Below are 18,066 nucleotides of genomic sequence, written 5' to 3' on the forward strand. Positions count from 1 at the left end.
TCTCTGTAGAGGGAAAGTCACGTCATTGAATGGCGAGAAAACGTCATCCTTAATCAATGGCATTCGGTAATGGTGCGTGGTCAAAAAAGGCAGCGACATTATTAAAGACCACCTCACTCATCCTCTGGCGAGTTTCATGGGTGGCGCTCGCCACATGCGGCTGCAGAACCACGTTATCCATTGCTATCAGCGCCGCTGGCACGTTCGGCTCATCTTCATAAACATCCAGCGCGGCTCCGGCAATCACCCCGTTTTGTAACGCGTGAATTAAGGCTTTTTCATCTACCAACGTGCCGCGCGCAATGTTGATAAGCCACGCATGTTTGGGCATCACGTTAAACACGCTGGCGTCAATCAGCCCACGGTTGGCAGCGCCGCCAGAAGCGGCAATCACCAGGAAATCGCTTTCATGTGCGAGGGTGTGCAGGTCAGCGCACCACTGGTAATCGACATGGCTGAGCTTTTTACGGTCGGTATAAAGAATCTCCATATCAAAACCGCTGGCACGACGGGCAATGGCTTGGCCGATATTGCCCATGCCGAAAATGCCGATACGCTTGCCGCTGACCTGGGTCGCCAGCACTGGAGCCTGTTTGAGCCATTTGCCTTCACGGACGAATTTATCGCCTTGGCAGAGTTGGCGTGCGCCGGATAACAGCAGCCCCATAGCCAGATCGGCAACATCGTTGGTCAGCACGCCGGAGGTGATGGTTACCGCGATTTGATGAGCGCGGGTGTAGTCGAGATCCACCGCGTCGGTTCCCACGCCGAAGACCGCCACCAAGCCCACGTTTGGCAGGGCTTCCAGTACCGTACGGGAGACGCCAATATCGCCACGGGTTACCACAGCCTTAACCTCGGCGCCCACTTCGCGTAAGAACGCCTGCGGATCGGCCTGTTCATAAAGGCGATAGACTTGGAATGCGCTGCACAATTTATCCAGCAAGCCGTCGACGACCGGAGCAATCAACAACACAGTATTCGGGTTTGCAGTATTCATCGTTTTACCTGTTTGAGAGTTCGAAAATTCGTTATGCCTATCAAACGGGTTTTCACGCGGGCATTTTGCGATCCGCATCACGCTAGATCGTGTTAGAAATCAGTGTTACGGATGACGTGATCGTGGAAGCAAAAGCCCGAAGAAATGCGGGCTGGATGGCAACAATTGAATAACATTACAGCGGTAGGCCGGATAAGGCGTTTACGCCGCCATCCGGCACATTGCCGGGGCGCCTTGCTTGCCCGGCCTACAGCATGAGTGTACGAGGCTAGATGGTTTCACCCATCGACAGACGATAGTGCAGGTCAACTTTCTCGATGGTCGGTAAACCTTTTATTTTCTTAATTAAAATCTCAGTGGCGACTTTGCCCATCTCAAAACGCGGGGTCAATACGCTGGCCAGTCGTGGGCTAACAATCTGGCCAATCTCCAGCCCGTGGAAACCGGCAATGGCCATCTCTTGCGGCACCGTGATACCGGCGGCGAGGCACTCCTGTAACACGCCAACGGCAAGATCGTCGTTGGTGCATAAAATCGCGTCCATCTCTTTATACATCTGCCGTGCCAGCGTCATCATGCCGGTGCCAATCGACACTGAAGAGACCTTATTCGGCGCAATGCGTCCGACCGCTAAACCGGTCGCTTCCATCGCATCACAGTAGCCCGCATAGCGCTGTTCATCGCGGATATCGGACATCGAGCCAAAATAGATAATCTGTTTTTTGCCGCTGGCTAGCAGCATATTCGTCATATCAAATCCAGCGCGGTAATTGTCAAAGCCCACATTAATACGGCCGGCGTTATCAGATAGGCCCATCACTTCAGCAATCGGGATTTTCGCCGCCTTGAGGTATTTCTCAGCGCGCAGAGTATGCACGGACTCGGTTAATAGCAGCGCTTTAACGTTCAGGGCCAGCACAGTGGCAATTTGCTCCTCTTCGCGCAGGCTGTCGTAATCGTAATTCACCACCAGCGTTTGATAGCCATGAGCGGTAGTGACCGATTCAACGCCAGCTAAAACATCGGCAAATATTTGGTTATTAAAGGAGGGGATCAGTACGCCAATACGCGGCGCAATATTACTGCTGATGGCGGGGTTATCGGCATCAGGTTGATAGCCCACTTCGGCAATCACGCAGGCGATCCGCTGCGCCGTTTCCGGCTTGACCTTTTCCGGCGTTCGCAGATAACGACTGACGGTCATTTTGGTTACGCCCGCGAGCGTCGCAATATCATCTAGCGTTATCCGTTGTGCTTTCATTCACCCTGTCCGTCATTGCCAAGTTCTGTCCCGCTATTATGCCCGCAAGCGCCACAAAAGAGAATGCGCTAACACCGGCCCAAAGCCCCGTACAATGCGGTTTCCCCCGCGATTTCCGCCTTTGGATCACAGATGCTGTAACCCCTTTTTGTAACATAGTTGGCAGTGATCTACTTCACAGTTTCACCTCGGCAAAAACCGTGAGATAGACAGCATCTTCCCAGGGCGCATTCAGCCCGTGATACAGGAAACTGCGATGAACAACTTATTTAGTCTTCAGGGCAAACGTATTTTAATCACCGGCTCCGGTCAGGGCATCGGCTATGTCATGGCACAAGGGCTGGCGCAATACGGCGCGGAAATCATCATCAACGACATCTCCGCCGAACGTGCGGAACAGGCGGCGATGAAGCTCCGCGATGAAGGCGCGACCGCCCACACCGCGGTCTTTAACGTCACCGACCCGGATTCCGTTGAAGCCGCTATCGCCGATATCGAAGAAAACATTGGTGCTATCGATGTGCTGTTCAATAACGCCGGGATCCAACGCCGCCATCCCTTCACAGAGTTTCCGGTACAAGAGTGGAACGACGTGATTGCCGTTAACCAGACCGCCGTTTTCCTCGTCTCTCAGGCAGTCGCCAAACGCATGGTGACTCGTAACGCGGGGAAAATCGTCAATATTTGCTCAATGCAAAGCGAGCTGGGACGCGACACCATCACCCCTTACGCCGCCGCCAAAGGCGCCGTCAAAATGTTGACGCGCGGCATGTGCGTAGAGCTGGCGCGCCACAACATTCAGGTTAACGGCATTGCGCCCGGCTATTTTAAAACCGCGATGACCCAAGCGTTGGTTGACGACAAAGCCTTTACCGATTGGCTGTGCAAACGCACGCCAGCCGCCCGCTGGGGCGATCCGCAGGAGCTGGTTGGCGCGGCGGTTTTCCTGTCATCAAAAGCGTCGAACTTTGTTAACGGACATCTGCTGTTCGTTGACGGCGGCATGCTGGTTGCGGTGTAAATAAGGAGTCACTTATGGCAGGGCAATGCATTATTTTGATGGGGGTTTCCGGCACCGGAAAAACCACCGTCGGGCTGGCGCTCTCGCAGGCGCTAGGCGCGAAGTTTATCGACGGTGACGATCTGCACCCACGGCAAAACATCGTCAAAATGGCTTCCGGTCAACCGCTGGAAGATAGCGACCGTCAGCCGTGGCTTGAACGCATCGGCGACGTCATTTTCAGCCTTGGGCAGAAAAACGAATCCGGCGTATTGGTCTGTTCGGCGCTGAAAAAACGTTATCGTGACCAGCTACGTGCGGGTAATCCACATCTGCGCTTTCTGTGGCTGACGGGCGATTACGACTGCATTTTGCAGCGCATGAAGGCACGTGTGGGGCACTTTATGCCGGAAGCGCTGTTGCGCAGCCAGTTTGCCGCGCTCGAAGCGCCGGACGCTAGCGAGCCGGATATCCTGCCAGTCGACGTTTCAACCGATGTCTCCAGCATTGTCGCCCGCTCATTAACCCTTTTATCTCATCAACCCTCACAGGGAGTTCCGGCATGATTATCGATACACTGACTCGCGCCGAGAAAAACGCGTTTTATCCCGCGGTTATCCGCAAAGCGCTGCGCGCCGTTATCCAGCAGGAACCGCACACGCTGCCGCCGGGCAAATATATTGTCTCAGGGGATAACCTGTTCTTTAACGTCGTCGAAGGCGAAACGAAGCCGCTTGCCGAACAGCGCCCGGAATATCATCGGCAGTACATTGATATTCATATCGTGTTGGCGGGCGAGGAGATTATCGGGGCGGGGAATAAAGGGCTGGAAATCATTGCTGATGGTGCATTTAACGATGCCCACGATATCGGCTTTTGTACACAAATTAGCAGCGAAACGCTGATTCATCTGCACCCCGAAGAGATTGCGATTTTGTTCCCTGGGGAACTTCACCGTCCGATGGCAAGCCTAGGCGCGGGAGCGCCCTTACGTAAGATCATCGTCAAAATTGATAGCGCACTGCTTTAAGTATTATGCGCTGGCCCCGCGAGACGTCATGCGGGGCCACGAATAATGCTTAGTTGTCGAGCTCGTTCATGCTTTTAACCTGATCGCGGTTAATCTGCTCGGTTTTGCCGGTTTCGGCATTTTCATACGATACCAGACCGGTATCCTCATCCACCTGAGGCTTACCGTCGGTCACAATAGTCTTACCATCGGTGGTTTTTACCGCCTGGTTGGATGAACAGCCAGCAACGGTAAACAACGCACCTGCTGTCAGAATCGCCACGGTCAATCGCTTATATTGCATCATGTTTCCCTCCTGCCTTTCGGCTGAATTCATTATCACTCTAACCATTTTAGGTTAGCGGCTGGAAAACGTGAGCGAAACCAGAACACTCCGAAGCGGTACCTTCGCCGATTTTAGCCTCTCTGTTGCCTAAAGCTCACCGCCGCACCGATAAGATTAGCGTCGTTGCGGTACTGGCAGAGCAGCAGTTTCGGCATAAATTCCGCGAGATCTTTTTCCGCGACCAGATCCGTCAGGTGAGATGCGATCCCGGCAAAAATGGTATCGCTGGCAGAGATCCCACCACCGATCACCAGGCAATCCGGATCGTAGCAGACCTGCAAATTCAGCAGTCCGACGGCCATCCAGTGATAGAACTGCTCCACCTCCTGCTTCGCAACCTCATCGCCCTGCTCGGCCAGACGAAACACCTCAGCACCGGATACAGAATCTAGCTCAATCGATATCCGCTGCTCATAGCGTCGTGCCATCGCTACGGCGGTGCCCAATTCACTGAACGTTTGACCGCCCTCAAGCGTCATCAGGCCAAACTCACCGGCATAACCATGGCTACCGCGGCGCAGCACTTTATCTTCCAGGATGGCCCCGCCCACGCCTGAACCGACAATCACGAACAGTACGTGCCGGTAGTCCTGCCCGGCCCCCAGCGCCGCTTCAGCAATGCCCGCCGCGTTGGCGTCGTTCTCAATGCTGACCGGCAGGCCAAACCGCGCCGTCAACGCATCGACAATCGGGAAGTGGTGGATGTAGGGAATGGCGCTGAGGCCGTCAATGACGCCACGAACGGGGTCAACGCTGCCGGGGGCGCTTATCGCCACACCCTGAATATTATAGCGCTGCTGATACTGACCGCAGATATCGAGCAATTGTGCCTGCATCTTCTCCCAGCTATCAGGAGTTTTTACCGCTCCCGTATCCGCTAAAGCATTCTGATGCCAGACGCCGTACTTAATTGAACTCCCACCCCAATCAAATAATAAAATAGTCATATATATCTCACCGGTTTCATTCATGAAATAAAGATAAATAATGGAAGCCATATCTTTTATTACCATTTACACCCTTCCAGCTACGACATCAACCTAAAAAAAACGTGTCACAATAGAACCAGGAAGGTCATCACAAAAGACATATCTTTTATAAAAATTAGTCTTTTCATTCTATTCTATCGTTGTATTTTGAATTCAATTTCTCATAAATCAACCCCTCCCAAACCAAATACCCATAATCAACAATAGAGTTTAAAATGAATATTTCAATTTTTTGCAACTCAGGTATGTCTACCAGTATGATGGCCAAAAAACTCCATGAGGCATATATTAATGTCGGTTGCCAACATAATATTAAAGCCTATGATTTTTCTAGCCTACAGGATATTGCGCCTGAGTCCGACGTTATCATTCTTGGCCCACAAATAGCGTGGGCGCAGGAGGATGTAGTGCGGGACTACCCGGATAAATATGTCATAGTTTTAGGCATTCAGGAGTTTGGGGGCATGAATGGTGAAGCGCTTAAAATACGCATTGATTCATTAATCAATAACTAACCTCATCGCTAGATAAAGGTGCTCCCATGCCCAGATTATCGCTATCCACTGCCCAGACGATGTTAACAAAAGGTATCAGCAAAATTGCGGGTAATCGCCTGCTGTTATCATTACGCGATACGTTCATTATGGCTGGCGTGCCATTAATGATTGCGGGTTTCGCCATTATGATCAGCTCAGTTATTCTTGACCCGTCCGGTATTTTATTTGGCCCCTCAGGGATTGGTTTAGGGGCGTTGTTCTCCGGCGGTAATGAAAACTGGTTGCATTCCCCCTTCGCTCTGAAAATGGTCCAACTTCAGCGCTATTGTAATTATTTCATCAATGGGACAATGGCAATCAATGCGTTACTGATTATTGTTGGCTTTACGTTCTTTGGCTCCCGGCGTTTTTTCCCAAAAAATAAAGAACCCGTTGTCTGTATATTCTATTCACTGGCGGCTTTTTTTATTTGTCTCCCGTGGGAGTTCACAACCACAGATATCCATCAGCAAAGCGTCACCCTGAGCGGTATCGTAAACACCCGGTTTATTGGTCAGGAAGGTATTTTTACCGGGCTGCTAGTGTCTGGCATCACAATCTGGATGTTTAACCGACTGGTGGAGAAGAACTTTACCATTAAAATGCCCGACAGCGTGCCCCCCGCCGTAGCCCGCAGCTTTGAGTCGCTTATTCCTGGTAGCATTACGCTGCTCTTTTTTGTGGTGTTAGCCGCTGTCCTTCACGCCTACTTTAACTCTTCCGTACCTGAAGTACTGCTGATGCTGTTGCAAAAACCTACGCTGGCGGTTGCCTCAACTTCATTCTTCGCCGTTGTAGCTATAGTCACCGGGCCATTACTGCAGTGGTTTGGAATCCACGCTACCTCTGTGTGGGGGCCAATATTCGGCCTGACATGGGTGATAAACGACAATGAAAATATCATGGGCGTCGCCCATCATCTTTACTCAACCCTGTTCCTTAATTTCTCAACCGTGTCTTCAGGCGGCATGACGCTCGCTCCCATTATTGCGGTTTACCTGTTTTCAAAACGTATGGAAAACCGTAAAACCGCTAAGTTCGCCCTCGCTCCTGCCATTTTTAACATTAGCGAACCGATTAACTTCGGGCTGCCGATCATTCTTAACCCAGTGATGTTCATTCCCTATGTGCTGAGCTGGGTGATCCCTTTTTTCGGTGCCGTCATGCTTACAAAAATGGGGATATTGCCCATCATCATCCACAACGTCCCCTGGACTGTACCGCCCATTATTTCCGGGATCCTGTTCTCCGGACACATTTCGGGGGGGCTGTACCAGTTGCTGGTGATTGTCGTGATGACCGCTATCTATATGCCATTCATCAAGATAGCCAACTCAATGAATGAAAAATTAACGGCACAATAAGGGATAAAATAGTGGAAGAGCATATTATCAATAAGCCTATTAACGGCTGGGATTATCAAAACAGCGAGCGTATTTTCTATCGTGATGGTTACCATTATGATTATGTCACCGAAATTGCTGCGGTAACGGAAACGGCCAATGCAGTCGTGATGACCGTCTTATTAACCAGCGGTAAGCAAGCCTACCTACGCTTAAGCGTCGTCGACGGCGATAAACTCTATTTCGAATTCAGCCCGTTAGCTGATGGCCATGAAATGCCGGCATTTTACTTGCCTATCACCTCTGCCTCCCGCGCTCCCCTAGCGGTTGAGTATGGGGATAACTGCCTCCTGCTCAGCGCCAGCGGTCTGCAGGTGAGCTTAAGTAAAGTCCCTTTTACCCTTCAGGTGAATCAGGCAGGACACACCTTCTCGCTGTCAAACAAGAAAATCTCGCGCCAGCCCGTCACCCCGGGTCTTGGTGTACGAATTGACGACCGGGGACAATTAGCAACCTTTCTCTCCTGGGATATCCAAAATGGCCAACATTTTTATGGTCTTGGTGAAAAATTTGGCAAGGTCGAAAAATCACAAACGCAGACAACGAGCTACGTGATGGACGCCTGCGGTACCAATTCTACCGATCTCAGCTATAAAGCCCACCCGCTGCTTCTTAGCACGGAAGGTTACGGTATCATGCTCGCGACCGCGCGAAGAACACACTGGGAAATAGGTCATTTTTGCTTTGAGTCTGCCAGCGTATTAAGCGAAAGCGAACTGCTGCGTGGCTATCTGTTTTTCGGCGACTCGCTAAAAGCCCTGGTCAGTACCCAAGCGGAAATGCAGGGCAAGCCAGCCATTCCCGCGCCTTGGACGCTAGGCGTCTGGTATAGCCGCTGCGCCTACCAAAGTGCGCAAGAAGTACGGGCCATAAAGCATCAATTGGATCACCATCAGCTACCGTATGATGTTTTGCATTTAGACGTTAACTGGGGAAAACATTACTGGTACGCCGATTTCTGGGTCGACTGTTGCGATTTCGAATGGGGCTATGAGCATTTCCCGAACCCAGAAGCCTTTTTCAGCGAGCTTGCCGAGCAAGAAGTCGCCTGTTCAATATGGATCAATCCCTACCTTCCTCCGGATACCGAAATCTATCGCCACGCTCTGGAGATGGGTTATCTGGTACGTACCACCGAGGGCGGTATTGCGCATATATCCCGCCGCAATGTCAGTAATATTGGTATCCCCGATCTAACCAATCCGCAGGCCTATGCTTGGTGGAAAGCACATCTGAAAACTCTGCTTACCCGGGGAGTTAAGGCGCTCAAACCCGACTACGCGGATCGCATCCCCGAAAATGCGCGTTTTCACAATGGCTACAGCGGCAAGGATATGCACAATGCCTATATCTGGCTCTACGCTAAAGCCTGCTATGAAGCGACCGAAGAAATCCAAGGGACAAGTCTGGTCTGGAAAAGGCCAGGATTTCTCGGCTGCGGACGCTTTGCCGGCACTTGGTCAGGGGATGTGGAATCCACGTTTGAAGGACTACGTCACACTCTCCGCGGCGGGCTCAGCGTCGGTTTTAGCGGCGAATGTTACTGGAGCAGCGATATTGGTGGCTTTAAAGGCAAGAACGTCGCTCCTGAGCTTTATATTCGCTGGTCACAGGTCGGCTTATTATGTTCGCTGGCACGCTACCATGGCGTCAGCTCTCGTGAGCCGTGGCACTTCGGCCAGCAGGCGATAGACGTTGTCAGACGCTACAGCCAGCTTCGCTATCAATGGTTACCGTATCTACTGGCCCTAAGCTGTGAAGCACAAGATTACGGAGTGCCGTTAATGCGCCATCTGGCGATGGCATTCGAGCACGATCCGTTCGTTCATACCATCGATGACCAGTTCTTACTTGGCGATAGCATCATGATCGTTCCGGTGTTACAGGCAGGACAAAGACAACGCAGCATTTACTTGCCGGAAGGTCGATGGTATGCCTTGCACGATAAGGTCTGGTACCCTGGACAATGCGTCATTTCCGTCGATCTCACGCTGGACGACATCCCTATTTTTATCCGCGAGGGTGCCGTCATCCCCATACTGGCGAAACATCAGCAGCACTTGAAGACATTTAATACGGTACCAGTTGTTCTGCAGATCTATGGAAATACATCGCAAACTCACGGCGTATTAGTGGACGATCAACGCCAACGCTATAGCTGGGAGATGTGTAACGGGGCGGTGGTCAGCGATTACCCCTCCGAGCTCGGTATAGAACAGATTAACTAGTGGTACCAGGAGCGAAACAGCATGGTTTCGCTCCTTCTTTCCGACAGCGAGATCGCTCTAAGATGGCAAAGCCAGTATTCAATGCTATAGTACCCTGACTGACATCCAAAGATAAAAAAATGCAATACAACACACTGAAATATAAAATAATATCTGATGATATCCGAACAAAAATCATCACCGGCTATTATAAAATAAACCAGCAATTGCCTCTCGAAAAAGAGCTTGGCAGCCTTTATAGCGCCAGTCGTATCACGGTAAAAAAAGCGATGGACCTGCTGGTCAGTGACGGCCTGATCATTAAACGTCGGGGGGTCGGTTCTTTTGTCAAAAGCGCGGCATCGTTCACCGAAAATATTCCGCTCAAAACCCGGAGTATGGGCTTCTCGGCGGCTCATCAGAATGAAAATGTTTCAACCCATCTTCTTCAATTCAGCGTTGTGCACCCAAGTGAAAAAACCATCAAAAACCTTTATCTTGACGACTGCGATTTCGTGCATCACTTCACTCGCGTTCGTTACATTGATAAAAAACCTTATTGTATTGAATACACAGACATTCCGATTAAACTCATCCCCGGTATACGCATCGATCATTTGATCGACTCCATCTACCGATATATTGAAATCGAAACGGATGTCTCCATCCAAAGCCAGCACCAAATATTACGAGCCTGCTGCGCCAACTCGCTGGAAGCGAAGCATTTAGATATTGCCTGCGGCGATCCACTCATGGAAATTGAGCAGGTGAGCTATCTCGACAACGGGCGCCCTTTCGAATACAGCATCATCCGCTATCGCTACGATCGTTTTGAATTTCACCATATTAATATCAACAAATAGCCTTTTACCGCCTCTTATGGATGTCATCCCACGACGCATGATTTCTGTGGTACAAAGTACCCATTAATCTTTTCAGGGGCTTACCATGTCCGTTTCCATCGACATCATTTCCTGTATTACCGACCGATTTGTCGAACTGACCGCCACCGAGAAGCGCATCGCGCAATTTATTCTCGACGACGTACAGACCGCAAGCACGTTACCTATCGCTGAAATGGCCCGCCTGACGGAGACCAGCCAAGCCTCCATCACCCGTTTTGCGCGGGCTATTGGCTGCAAAGACGTGCGGGAGCTGAAGGTCAGGCTGGCACAGTCGCTGGCAGTGGGGCAGCGCTTCATCCTCGACGTGCCGGATCTCGAAGGGGTACAGGGGATCTACGAAACGATCATCAACGTTCTTGAGATCAACCGTCGGGCGCTGAATCCGGAAGCGCTGAAAAATGCCGTCGAATGGTTAAGCGGCGCGCGGCAGATCCTCGCCATCGGGATGGGCGGCGGATCGACTATCTGCGCGCAGGAAGCACAATTCCGACTGTTCCGCTTAGGATTGCCGGTGGTGAGCCAAAGCGATGGCCTTCTGGTGCGGATGATGTGTTCATCAGTGTCATCAAACGACGTGGTGCTGGCGCTGTCGCTTGGCGGCTATACGCAAGAAGTGGTGGAAAGCGCGGCGATCGCCCGCCAGTACGGGGCAAAAGTGGTTGCCATTACGCCCGCCGATACCCCGCTGGCAAATCATGCCGATGTGGTAATGCCGCTGATCGTGCGGGAAAATGATTATATCTTTAAACCCAGCACGTCGCGCTACGCGATGCTGGCGATGATCGACGTGCTGGCGACGGAGCTGGCAATGGCGAATAAGACGCAGGCCAAAAACCGCCTGCGCCGGATTAAGCTCGCACTCGATAGCCATCGTGGCGGGGTTGATCGGCAACCGCTGGGGGATTAGCGCTCTCCATTCCCCTCACCCTACCCCTCTCCCCAAAGGGGCGAGGGAACCGCTTGGCGCCGTTTACAAGTTGTTTTTTCTGCCTCACTGGGGGCTTTTCTCCCTCTCCCTTCCAGGGAGAGGGTCGGGGTGAGAGTCACCCTGTTACTTCGCGCGATCCGCGTTGTAACAGGTCAAATCCACTTCCACTTTGCAATCCACCACCAAATCCGCCACGCAGCACACACGTGCTGGTGGATGGTCGGCGAAGAATTCGCGGAACACTTTGTTGAACGACTGGAAATAGCGGGCATCGGTCAGATAGACCTTCACGTGTACCACATCAGCCAGCGTAAAACCAGCATCCAACATGATATCCACGCAGTTTTGAATCGCCAGCCGGGACTGTTCGATAATGCCGCCTTCAACCACTTCGCCGTCGGTCATCGGCGTTTGTCCGGAGACATACAGCCAGCCCCCCGCTTCCACTGCTTTGGCAAAAGGCAGAGACTGCCCACCGGTTCCGGTGCTGCCACCTACGCCATAACGTTTAATGCTCATTGTTGCTCCTTAATCATCATTGCGGCCTACCGACGTAAGAATCGCCCGGCACGCCCGATAACGTTGTTATGCTGACCATAGCTCATGACGCCGTTGACCATCACCGCTTCAATACCGGCGGCCGGCTGCTGCGGGTCGCTAAAACTGGCCACATCGCGGACAGTTTGCGGGTCAAATAGCACCAGATCGGCGTAGTAGCCGCATTTTACCAGCCCGCGCTCGGCAAGTTGGAAACGCGCCGCCGACATGCCGGTCATCTTGTGGACGGCCACCGTCAGCGGGAAGAGTTTTTCATCACGGCTATAGTGTCCCAGCACGCGTGGGAACGCCCCCCACAGCCGTGGGTGCGGCATCGGGTCATTCGGTAAACCGTCCGAACCCACCATGGTTAACGGGTAGCTCAGCACGCGCTGCACATCCTGCTCATCCATGTTGTAGTAAATCGCTCCCGCTGGCATCAGACGCTTTCCGGCCTCTTCCAGCGTCAGGGACCAGCCATCGGCAATTTGCTGTAAGGTCTGCCCGGCCATCTCTGGATGCGGCGTAGACCAGGTAATAATAATGTCGAAATCGGCGGTGATCTGCTTCATGTCCAGCGTCGATGAGCTGGCGGAATACGGGTAGCAGTCGCAGGCGACCTCCTGCTGCTGGCGCACTTTGTCGAACAGCGCCAGCGTCTCGACCGTACGCCCCCAGTTACTCGCCCCGGCGCACTTGTGGTGCGAGACCACCACCGGCACTTTGCCGTGGCGGCCAATACGAAACGCTTCGTCAAGCGCTTCAAGGATCGGCTCAAACTCCGAACGCAGGTGGGTGGTATAGATGCCGTTGCCCGCTGCCAGTTCTTCCGCCAACGCCATCACTTCTTCGGTTGTCGACTGGAAAGCGGAAGCATAGGCCAGACCGGTACTCAGCCCCAAAGCCCCCTGCTGTAATGCCAAACGCAGCTGCTCGCGCATCGCCTGAATTTCATCTTCGCTGGCGTGGCGAAATAGCGAATCCATATGGTTGTTACGCAGTGCGGTATGGCCAATCAGCGTACCGACGTTGACCGCAGGACGCGCCTGCGTGACCGCCTCAGCGTAGGCATCCACCGTAGGGTAGATAAAATGTGACACCTCGCCCAGCAGATTCATTGGGTCAGGAACCTCACCGCGCATGGTCGCCGTGGCGGCGCTGATCCCGCAGTTGCCGACGATTACCGTGGTGACCCCCTGGCTAATTTTCGGCAGGTATTCGGGCATACGAATTACATTGATGTCATCGTGGGTATGAACGTCGATAAAACCCGGCGCCAGTACGCGCCCGGTGCCGTCAATCTCCTGCTCGGCCTGGCCTTGGATAGCCGGAGCGATATCAACAATACGATCGCCTTTTACCGCCACATCCCCGCGATACTGCGGGCCGCCGCTGCCGTCGATAACCGTGACATTCCTGAATAAATAATCGAACTTCATCGCTTCCTTACCCCCCTAATGTTCTGGCTTAAGTTAACCATTTACAAGCGCAGAAAACAGTGAAAGACTACGCAAATGGCAGATCAAATTATGATACTTTAATTCATAAAATATAAGTAAGCATCAAAAAGTACATTATTTACAGTAAGTTAATAATAAAACGAATCATGATATAAGACTAAAACCAAAAGGAATTATGTTATGAAATACCAGAGCATCTCGCTTGTTGCCCACAAATCCGCACCGCTGTTTACCCCTACCAATATCCTGAATGAAGACGTGTGCCTCCCGGCGGCGGTCATCAAAAAAAAGGCCTTAGACAACAATATTCACTGGATGCAGCGCTATGCCGATACGCGCGGCGTGTCGCTGGCACCGCACGGTAAAACCACTATGACGCCGTGGATTTTTCAGCAACAGCAGCAGGCTGGCGCCTGGGCCATTGGCGTAGGCAGCGCCTGGCAAGCAAACGTCGCCATGGCCAGCGGTATCCAGCGCGTGCTGATGGTGAACCAGTTGGTCGGTAAGGCGAATATGCAGCTTATTGCCGATCTAAAAGCCCATTATCCGCAGGTCGATTACCTCTGCTGCGTGGATAGCCTCGACAACGCCCGTACGCTTTCGGCCTTCTTTGCGGCAAAAAATCAGACACTGGATGTTCTGCTGGAACTTGGCGTGCCGGGCGGGCGCTGCGGCTGCCGCACAACGGAGCAGGCATTGGCCCTCGGCGAGCAGATTTCCCAGCTACCGGCGCTGCGCCTGCGTGGCCTGGAGCTTTATGAAGGGGTGCTGCACGGCGAAGATCCGCAGCCGAAGGTCGAAGCGCTGCTGCGCGACGCCGCCGCTCTCGCCTGCCAGCTTGAGCGCTACGTCGAGGGTGAATTCATTCTCACCGGCGCAGGCTCAGTCTGGTATGACGTGGTGTGCAACGTCTGGCTGGCCGAGAAAAAACCGGCGCACTGCCGGGTAGTTATCCGTCCTGGCTGCTATATCACGCACGATGAAGGCATTTATCTCGAGGCGCAGGATGCCATTATCGCTCGCGACCAGACGGCCTGCGATCTGGGTGGCGATCTGGTTTCGGCGCTGGAACTGGTGGCAATGGTGCAGTCGGTGCCGGAAGACGGCCGCGCAATCGTCAATTTTGGCAAGCGCGACAGCGCGTTTGACGCCGGATTGCCGCAGCCGGTAGTGCACTATCGCGCAGGAAAAATGCTGGATTTGAAGGAAAAAAGTATCGAAACCACCGGCATTATGGATCAACACGCGATGTTAAAACTGGCACCAGACGCGGAAGTGAAAGTGGGGGATATTTTGGTATTTAGCACCTCGCACCCTTGCCTGACGTTCGACAAATGGAAGGCGCTGCTGCTGGTTGATGATAACTATAACGTACTGGAAACGCTGGAAACAGGGTTCTGACTCAAGGACTTCCGGGCTTCCTGGGTCTTTTACCGACCGGGCGGCCTGGTAGGCCGGATAAGGCGAAGCCGCCATCCGGCCTACGAATGCTATTTTCGCTCGATGCCATCACAGAGCAAATCAATCACCAGCAGCGCACCGTAGCGCGGATCGTTAAGCGGCAGCGAGATATTTTGCTGATGGCTAAGCGCGTCTTCTTCGGCCCCGCCAATCACCACTATTTCCGCGCCCGCCCAACGCGCTTGATGGACGGCAGCAATCAGCGCGCTGCCCGGTTGAGTTGCGGCAAACACCACCAGCACCTGCCCCTTGCCAAGCATTGAAGCGGTGATCCCCATCAGCGCCGAATCCAGGCAAACGTTCGCCGGATAGCCCAACGTGAGCAGCCGGTACTGTAATAGATTGGCAAAAGGCGCGTCAGCGGTACTGGCGCTGAAAATATGCAGCCCTTTCGCCTGTTTTATCTGACTCGTGGCCCGCTCGACCGCCGCTGGCGAGAGCTCACAAAGCTGGGTATTGAGCGATTGCTGAATGTGATTGAGCGTTTCACGCCACGGCCCCGGCATATCCCCACCGGCTACCGGCGTACTTGCCTGCGCCAGCTTCATACGCAGATCGCGAATATCGTCACAGCCCGCCGCCCGGGCAAAACGAGTGATCGTTGCCGGACTGACGCCCGCCGCGGTCGCCAACTGATCGATAGTGGCGGAGGCCGCAAACGACACATCGTCCAAGATCATCTGCGCAACGCGCGACTCCTGCTGGCTGAAATCATGCAGCCGCTGACGAATTTGCCCCAGAATATCATCGCTGCTTTCCCGTCCGATCGAGTGGGAGAAACGCGCGAGAATTTCGCTGCCCACACCGGCATTTTTCGCCAGCTTTTGTAGCGTGCTGGGATCAACCCACGCGGCATCGCCCAGCATGGGTGCAGCCGGAAGCGCATGGCGGTTCTCCTGCTGCTGCCGACGCACCTGGCCGATAAAATCGTTGATATCGCTGCAGCCAATGCTGCGCGAAAAATGCTGTAACGTCGCCGGGCTTACACCCGCCTTTGCCGCCAGTTCCTCAATGGTCGCTTCGGGGATCTGGGCAAAATTATCGAGGAAAAAACGCGCCAGCCGCGATTCCTGCGCCGGCAGCCCAGAGACCCCATTCACCAGTTGATAAACAATATCCATAACCAGAGTGTCCTCATCTCGGCAGATTCTGCTCGTTAAAAACATCATAATTTATTGAAATTATTTTTCAATTTATTCAATCAATGAAGATACATATCTACGCAAGCAGAGCGTGATTTGTTCATTTATTTCGTCAAGATCACATTTCAAACCCTTCGTCATAGGCTTACGTAATATTTTAATCCCGATCACACTCATGAAAATAATTTTCATACATGCTAAGCAAAACCGCTAATGTATGAAATATGTTTTCAAACGAGGGAAAAGTTGTAATGAAAAAAATCATGTTGTGCTGCGCCGCCGGAATGTCCACCAGCATGCTGGTGCAGAAGATGCGCGCCGAAGCGGAGAAACGTTCACTGGCGGTGGAGATCAACGCCTATCCGGTAGCCGAAATTGAAAGCCAGATTGCCCAAGCTGACGTGGTACTGCTTGGCCCACAGGTGCAGTTTGAGTTAGCGCGACTGCGTGAGATTTCCGCCCCGCTCGGCAAACCGGTGGCGGTTATCGACATGATGGATTACGGCACCATGCGCGGCGATCGCGTGCTCGACAAAGCAATCCAACTGATGGCCTGAGGCCACGGAGAGAATGATGAAAATTACCGTTATTGGTGGGGGGAGCAGCTATACCCCGGAATTGATTGAAGGATTAATTACGCGCCATGCCTCCTTACCAATGGCGGAGCTGGCGCTAGTTGACGTTGAGGCCGGGCGCCAGAAGGTTGAGATTATTGCCGCACTTGCCCGCCGGATGCTTGACCGCAGCGGTCTGGAAACGGTGAAAGTGTCGGTTCATTTCGATGCAGATAGCGCGATTATTGGCTCGCAGTTCGTGCTCACCCAATTACGCGTGGGGCAACTCCCTGCCCGCGCGGCCGATGAACGTCTTGGCCTAAGCCATCAGCTGTTAGGGCAAGAAACCACCGGCGTCGGCGGCTTTGCCAAAGCGCTGCGCACCATTCCCGTCATGCTAGATATCGCCGATCGCGTCGAACGCCTGGCGCCAGAGGCGTGGATAATCAACTTCACCAACCCGGCAGGCATTGTGACCGAAGCCGTGTCGCGCTACAGCAAGGCCAAAATCATCGGCCTGTGTAATGTGCCAGTCACCATGCATCACATGATTGCCGACATGCTGAAGCTGCCTTATGACCAAGTTTCGCTGCGCTTTGCCGGTCTGAATCATATGGTGTGGGTACACAAGGTGCTGGCGGGCGGCCGCGACGCCACCGACGAAGTGATTGAAATGCTGTGCGACGGCGAACAGCTGTCGATGAATAACATCAAAGCGATTCCGTGGCCGCCAGCACTGCTGCGTGCGCTGCGCGCCATACCTTGTCCTTACCACCGCTACTTCTGGCAAACCCGCACCATGCTGGAAGACGAACTGGCGGACGCGGATACCAAAGGTACGCGTGCCGAGCAGGTAATGAAGGTGGAAGAGTCCCTGTTTAAACTCTACGCCGACCCGCATTTGGATAAGAAACCCGAAGAGCTAAGCCAGCGCGGCGGCTCTTTCTATTCCGAAGTCGCGGTGCAGTTAATCAATGCGCTGCATAACAACCTCGGCATTGAGATGGTGGTCAACACCGCCAACAACGGTGCCATTCAAGGGCTACCGGACGATGCGGTGATTGAAACCAACTGCCTGATTGACGCCCTTGGCGCGCATCCGCTGGCCTTTGGCAAACTGCCGCCGCTGATGAACGGCCTGACTCAACAGGTGAAGGATTTTGAGCGTCTGACCATTGAAGCCGCGGTACACGGTGACAAAGAAAAAGCGCTACTGGCGCTGGTTGCCAACCCGCTGGTCGCTGATGTGAATCTGGCCTCGACGCTGGTCGATGAAGTGTTAGCCATCAATAAAGCGTGGCTGCCGCAGTTCAGCAAATAATAAATAA

At 53.0% G+C, this 18,066-nt stretch carries 18 protein-coding genes; 11 read left to right on the top strand and 7 right to left on the bottom strand.

The annotated features are described in order from the left end of the window. Positions 1-49: 49 nt before the first annotated feature. Positions 50-1,000 carry a 2-hydroxyacid dehydrogenase gene (locus AB4K05_RS16995; RefSeq protein ID WP_368481120.1) on the bottom strand — a complete coding sequence of 317 codons (951 nt, stop codon included), beginning with the start codon at positions 998-1,000 and terminating at the stop codon, positions 50-52. Between the two features lie 268 nt (positions 1,001-1,268). Further along, positions 1,269-2,261: a LacI family DNA-binding transcriptional regulator gene (locus tag AB4K05_RS17000; protein WP_368481121.1), complete on the bottom strand. Its 993-nt coding sequence runs from the start codon at positions 2,259-2,261 to the stop codon at positions 1,269-1,271. Positions 2,262-2,517: 256 nt separating this feature from the next. Here AB4K05_RS17000 and idnO point away from each other — a divergent pair, with 256 nt between their 5' ends. The 3 genes from idnO to AB4K05_RS17015 are packed head-to-tail and all read left to right on the top strand — an operon-like array spanning position 2,518 to position 4,291. Next, positions 2,518-3,282: a gluconate 5-dehydrogenase gene (idnO, locus tag AB4K05_RS17005; protein WP_368481122.1), complete on the top strand. Its 765-nt coding sequence runs from the start codon at positions 2,518-2,520 to the stop codon at positions 3,280-3,282. Positions 3,283-3,296: 14 nt separating this feature from the next. Further along, positions 3,297-3,827 carry a gluconokinase gene (locus AB4K05_RS17010; RefSeq protein ID WP_368481123.1) on the top strand — a complete coding sequence of 177 codons (531 nt, stop codon included), beginning with the start codon at positions 3,297-3,299 and terminating at the stop codon, positions 3,825-3,827. After that, a complete protein-coding gene (locus AB4K05_RS17015; protein WP_368481124.1) occupies positions 3,824-4,291 on the top strand; it encodes a YhcH/YjgK/YiaL family protein in 468 nt (155 codons plus the stop codon). Before AB4K05_RS17010 ends, AB4K05_RS17015 begins: the two co-directional genes overlap by 4 nt. A 49-nt stretch (positions 4,292-4,340) precedes the next feature. Here AB4K05_RS17015 and AB4K05_RS17020 read toward each other — a convergent pair whose 3' ends face one another. Both AB4K05_RS17020 and AB4K05_RS17025 read right to left on the bottom strand, forming a co-directional pair. Next, on the bottom strand, positions 4,341-4,574 hold the full coding sequence (locus tag AB4K05_RS17020; protein WP_368481264.1) for a YgdI/YgdR family lipoprotein: 234 nt from the start codon (positions 4,572-4,574) through the stop codon (positions 4,341-4,343). Between the two features lie 113 nt (positions 4,575-4,687). After that, positions 4,688-5,563 carry an ROK family protein gene (locus AB4K05_RS17025; protein ID WP_368481125.1) on the bottom strand — a complete coding sequence of 292 codons (876 nt, stop codon included), beginning with the start codon at positions 5,561-5,563 and terminating at the stop codon, positions 4,688-4,690. A 257-nt stretch (positions 5,564-5,820) separates the two neighbouring features. On the opposite strand from AB4K05_RS17025, the gene AB4K05_RS17030 reads away from it, so the two are divergent. The 5 genes from AB4K05_RS17030 to AB4K05_RS17050 all read left to right on the top strand — a co-directional run bounded on the left by AB4K05_RS17030 (position 5,821) and on the right by AB4K05_RS17050 (position 11,563). Beyond that, positions 5,821-6,120 (top strand): PTS sugar transporter subunit IIB, encoded by a 300-nt coding sequence (locus AB4K05_RS17030; RefSeq protein ID WP_368481126.1) that lies wholly within the window; start codon positions 5,821-5,823, stop codon positions 6,118-6,120. A gap of 26 nt (positions 6,121-6,146) precedes the next feature. Then, positions 6,147-7,505 (top strand): PTS sugar transporter subunit IIC, encoded by a 1,359-nt coding sequence (locus tag AB4K05_RS17035; RefSeq protein WP_368481127.1) that lies wholly within the window; start codon positions 6,147-6,149, stop codon positions 7,503-7,505. Positions 7,506-7,516: 11 nt separating this feature from the next. Continuing rightward, entirely contained in the window at positions 7,517-9,772 is a 2,256-nt protein-coding gene (locus AB4K05_RS17040) for an alpha-xylosidase (RefSeq protein ID WP_368481128.1), read from the top strand. 119 nt (positions 9,773-9,891) lie between these two features. Further along, positions 9,892-10,614 carry a GntR family transcriptional regulator gene (locus AB4K05_RS17045; protein ID WP_368481129.1) on the top strand — a complete coding sequence of 241 codons (723 nt, stop codon included), beginning with the start codon at positions 9,892-9,894 and terminating at the stop codon, positions 10,612-10,614. Positions 10,615-10,699: 85 nt separating this feature from the next. Further along, positions 10,700-11,563, top strand: a complete 864-nt coding sequence (locus AB4K05_RS17050) for a MurR/RpiR family transcriptional regulator (protein ID WP_368481130.1) — start codon at positions 10,700-10,702, stop codon at positions 11,561-11,563. Between the two features lie 144 nt (positions 11,564-11,707). Here AB4K05_RS17050 and AB4K05_RS17055 read toward each other — a convergent pair whose 3' ends face one another. Together AB4K05_RS17055 and AB4K05_RS17060 are read right to left on the bottom strand one after the other, a co-directional pair. Next, entirely contained in the window at positions 11,708-12,103 is a 396-nt protein-coding gene (locus AB4K05_RS17055; protein ID WP_368481131.1) for a RidA family protein, read from the bottom strand. Between the two features lie 26 nt (positions 12,104-12,129). Continuing rightward, positions 12,130-13,560 carry an amidohydrolase family protein gene (locus AB4K05_RS17060; protein ID WP_368481132.1) on the bottom strand — a complete coding sequence of 477 codons (1,431 nt, stop codon included), beginning with the start codon at positions 13,558-13,560 and terminating at the stop codon, positions 12,130-12,132. Positions 13,561-13,761: 201 nt separating this feature from the next. On the opposite strand from AB4K05_RS17060, the gene AB4K05_RS17065 reads away from it, so the two are divergent. Further along, positions 13,762-14,982, top strand: coding sequence for an amino acid deaminase (locus AB4K05_RS17065; RefSeq protein WP_368481133.1), 1,221 nt, complete (start codon positions 13,762-13,764; stop codon positions 14,980-14,982). A gap of 89 nt (positions 14,983-15,071) precedes the next feature. Here the strand turns inward: AB4K05_RS17065 and AB4K05_RS17070 are convergent, their stop codons facing one another. Continuing rightward, complete coding sequence (locus AB4K05_RS17070; RefSeq protein WP_368481134.1) at positions 15,072-16,163, bottom strand: MurR/RpiR family transcriptional regulator; 1,092 nt, start codon at positions 16,161-16,163, stop codon at positions 15,072-15,074. Between the two features lie 272 nt (positions 16,164-16,435). Between AB4K05_RS17070 and AB4K05_RS17075 the strand changes: the two genes are divergently transcribed. Then, positions 16,436-16,741: a PTS sugar transporter subunit IIB gene (locus AB4K05_RS17075; RefSeq protein WP_368481135.1), complete on the top strand. Its 306-nt coding sequence runs from the start codon at positions 16,436-16,438 to the stop codon at positions 16,739-16,741. A 16-nt stretch (positions 16,742-16,757) separates the two neighbouring features. Continuing rightward, positions 16,758-18,059, top strand: a complete 1,302-nt coding sequence (locus AB4K05_RS17080) for a 6-phospho-beta-glucosidase (protein WP_368481265.1) — start codon at positions 16,758-16,760, stop codon at positions 18,057-18,059. Positions 18,060-18,066 lie beyond the last annotated feature (7 nt).

It is taken from the genome of Kluyvera sp. STS39-E, from assembly GCF_040932435.1.
GTDB lineage: Bacteria > Pseudomonadota > Gammaproteobacteria > Enterobacterales > Enterobacteriaceae > Kluyvera.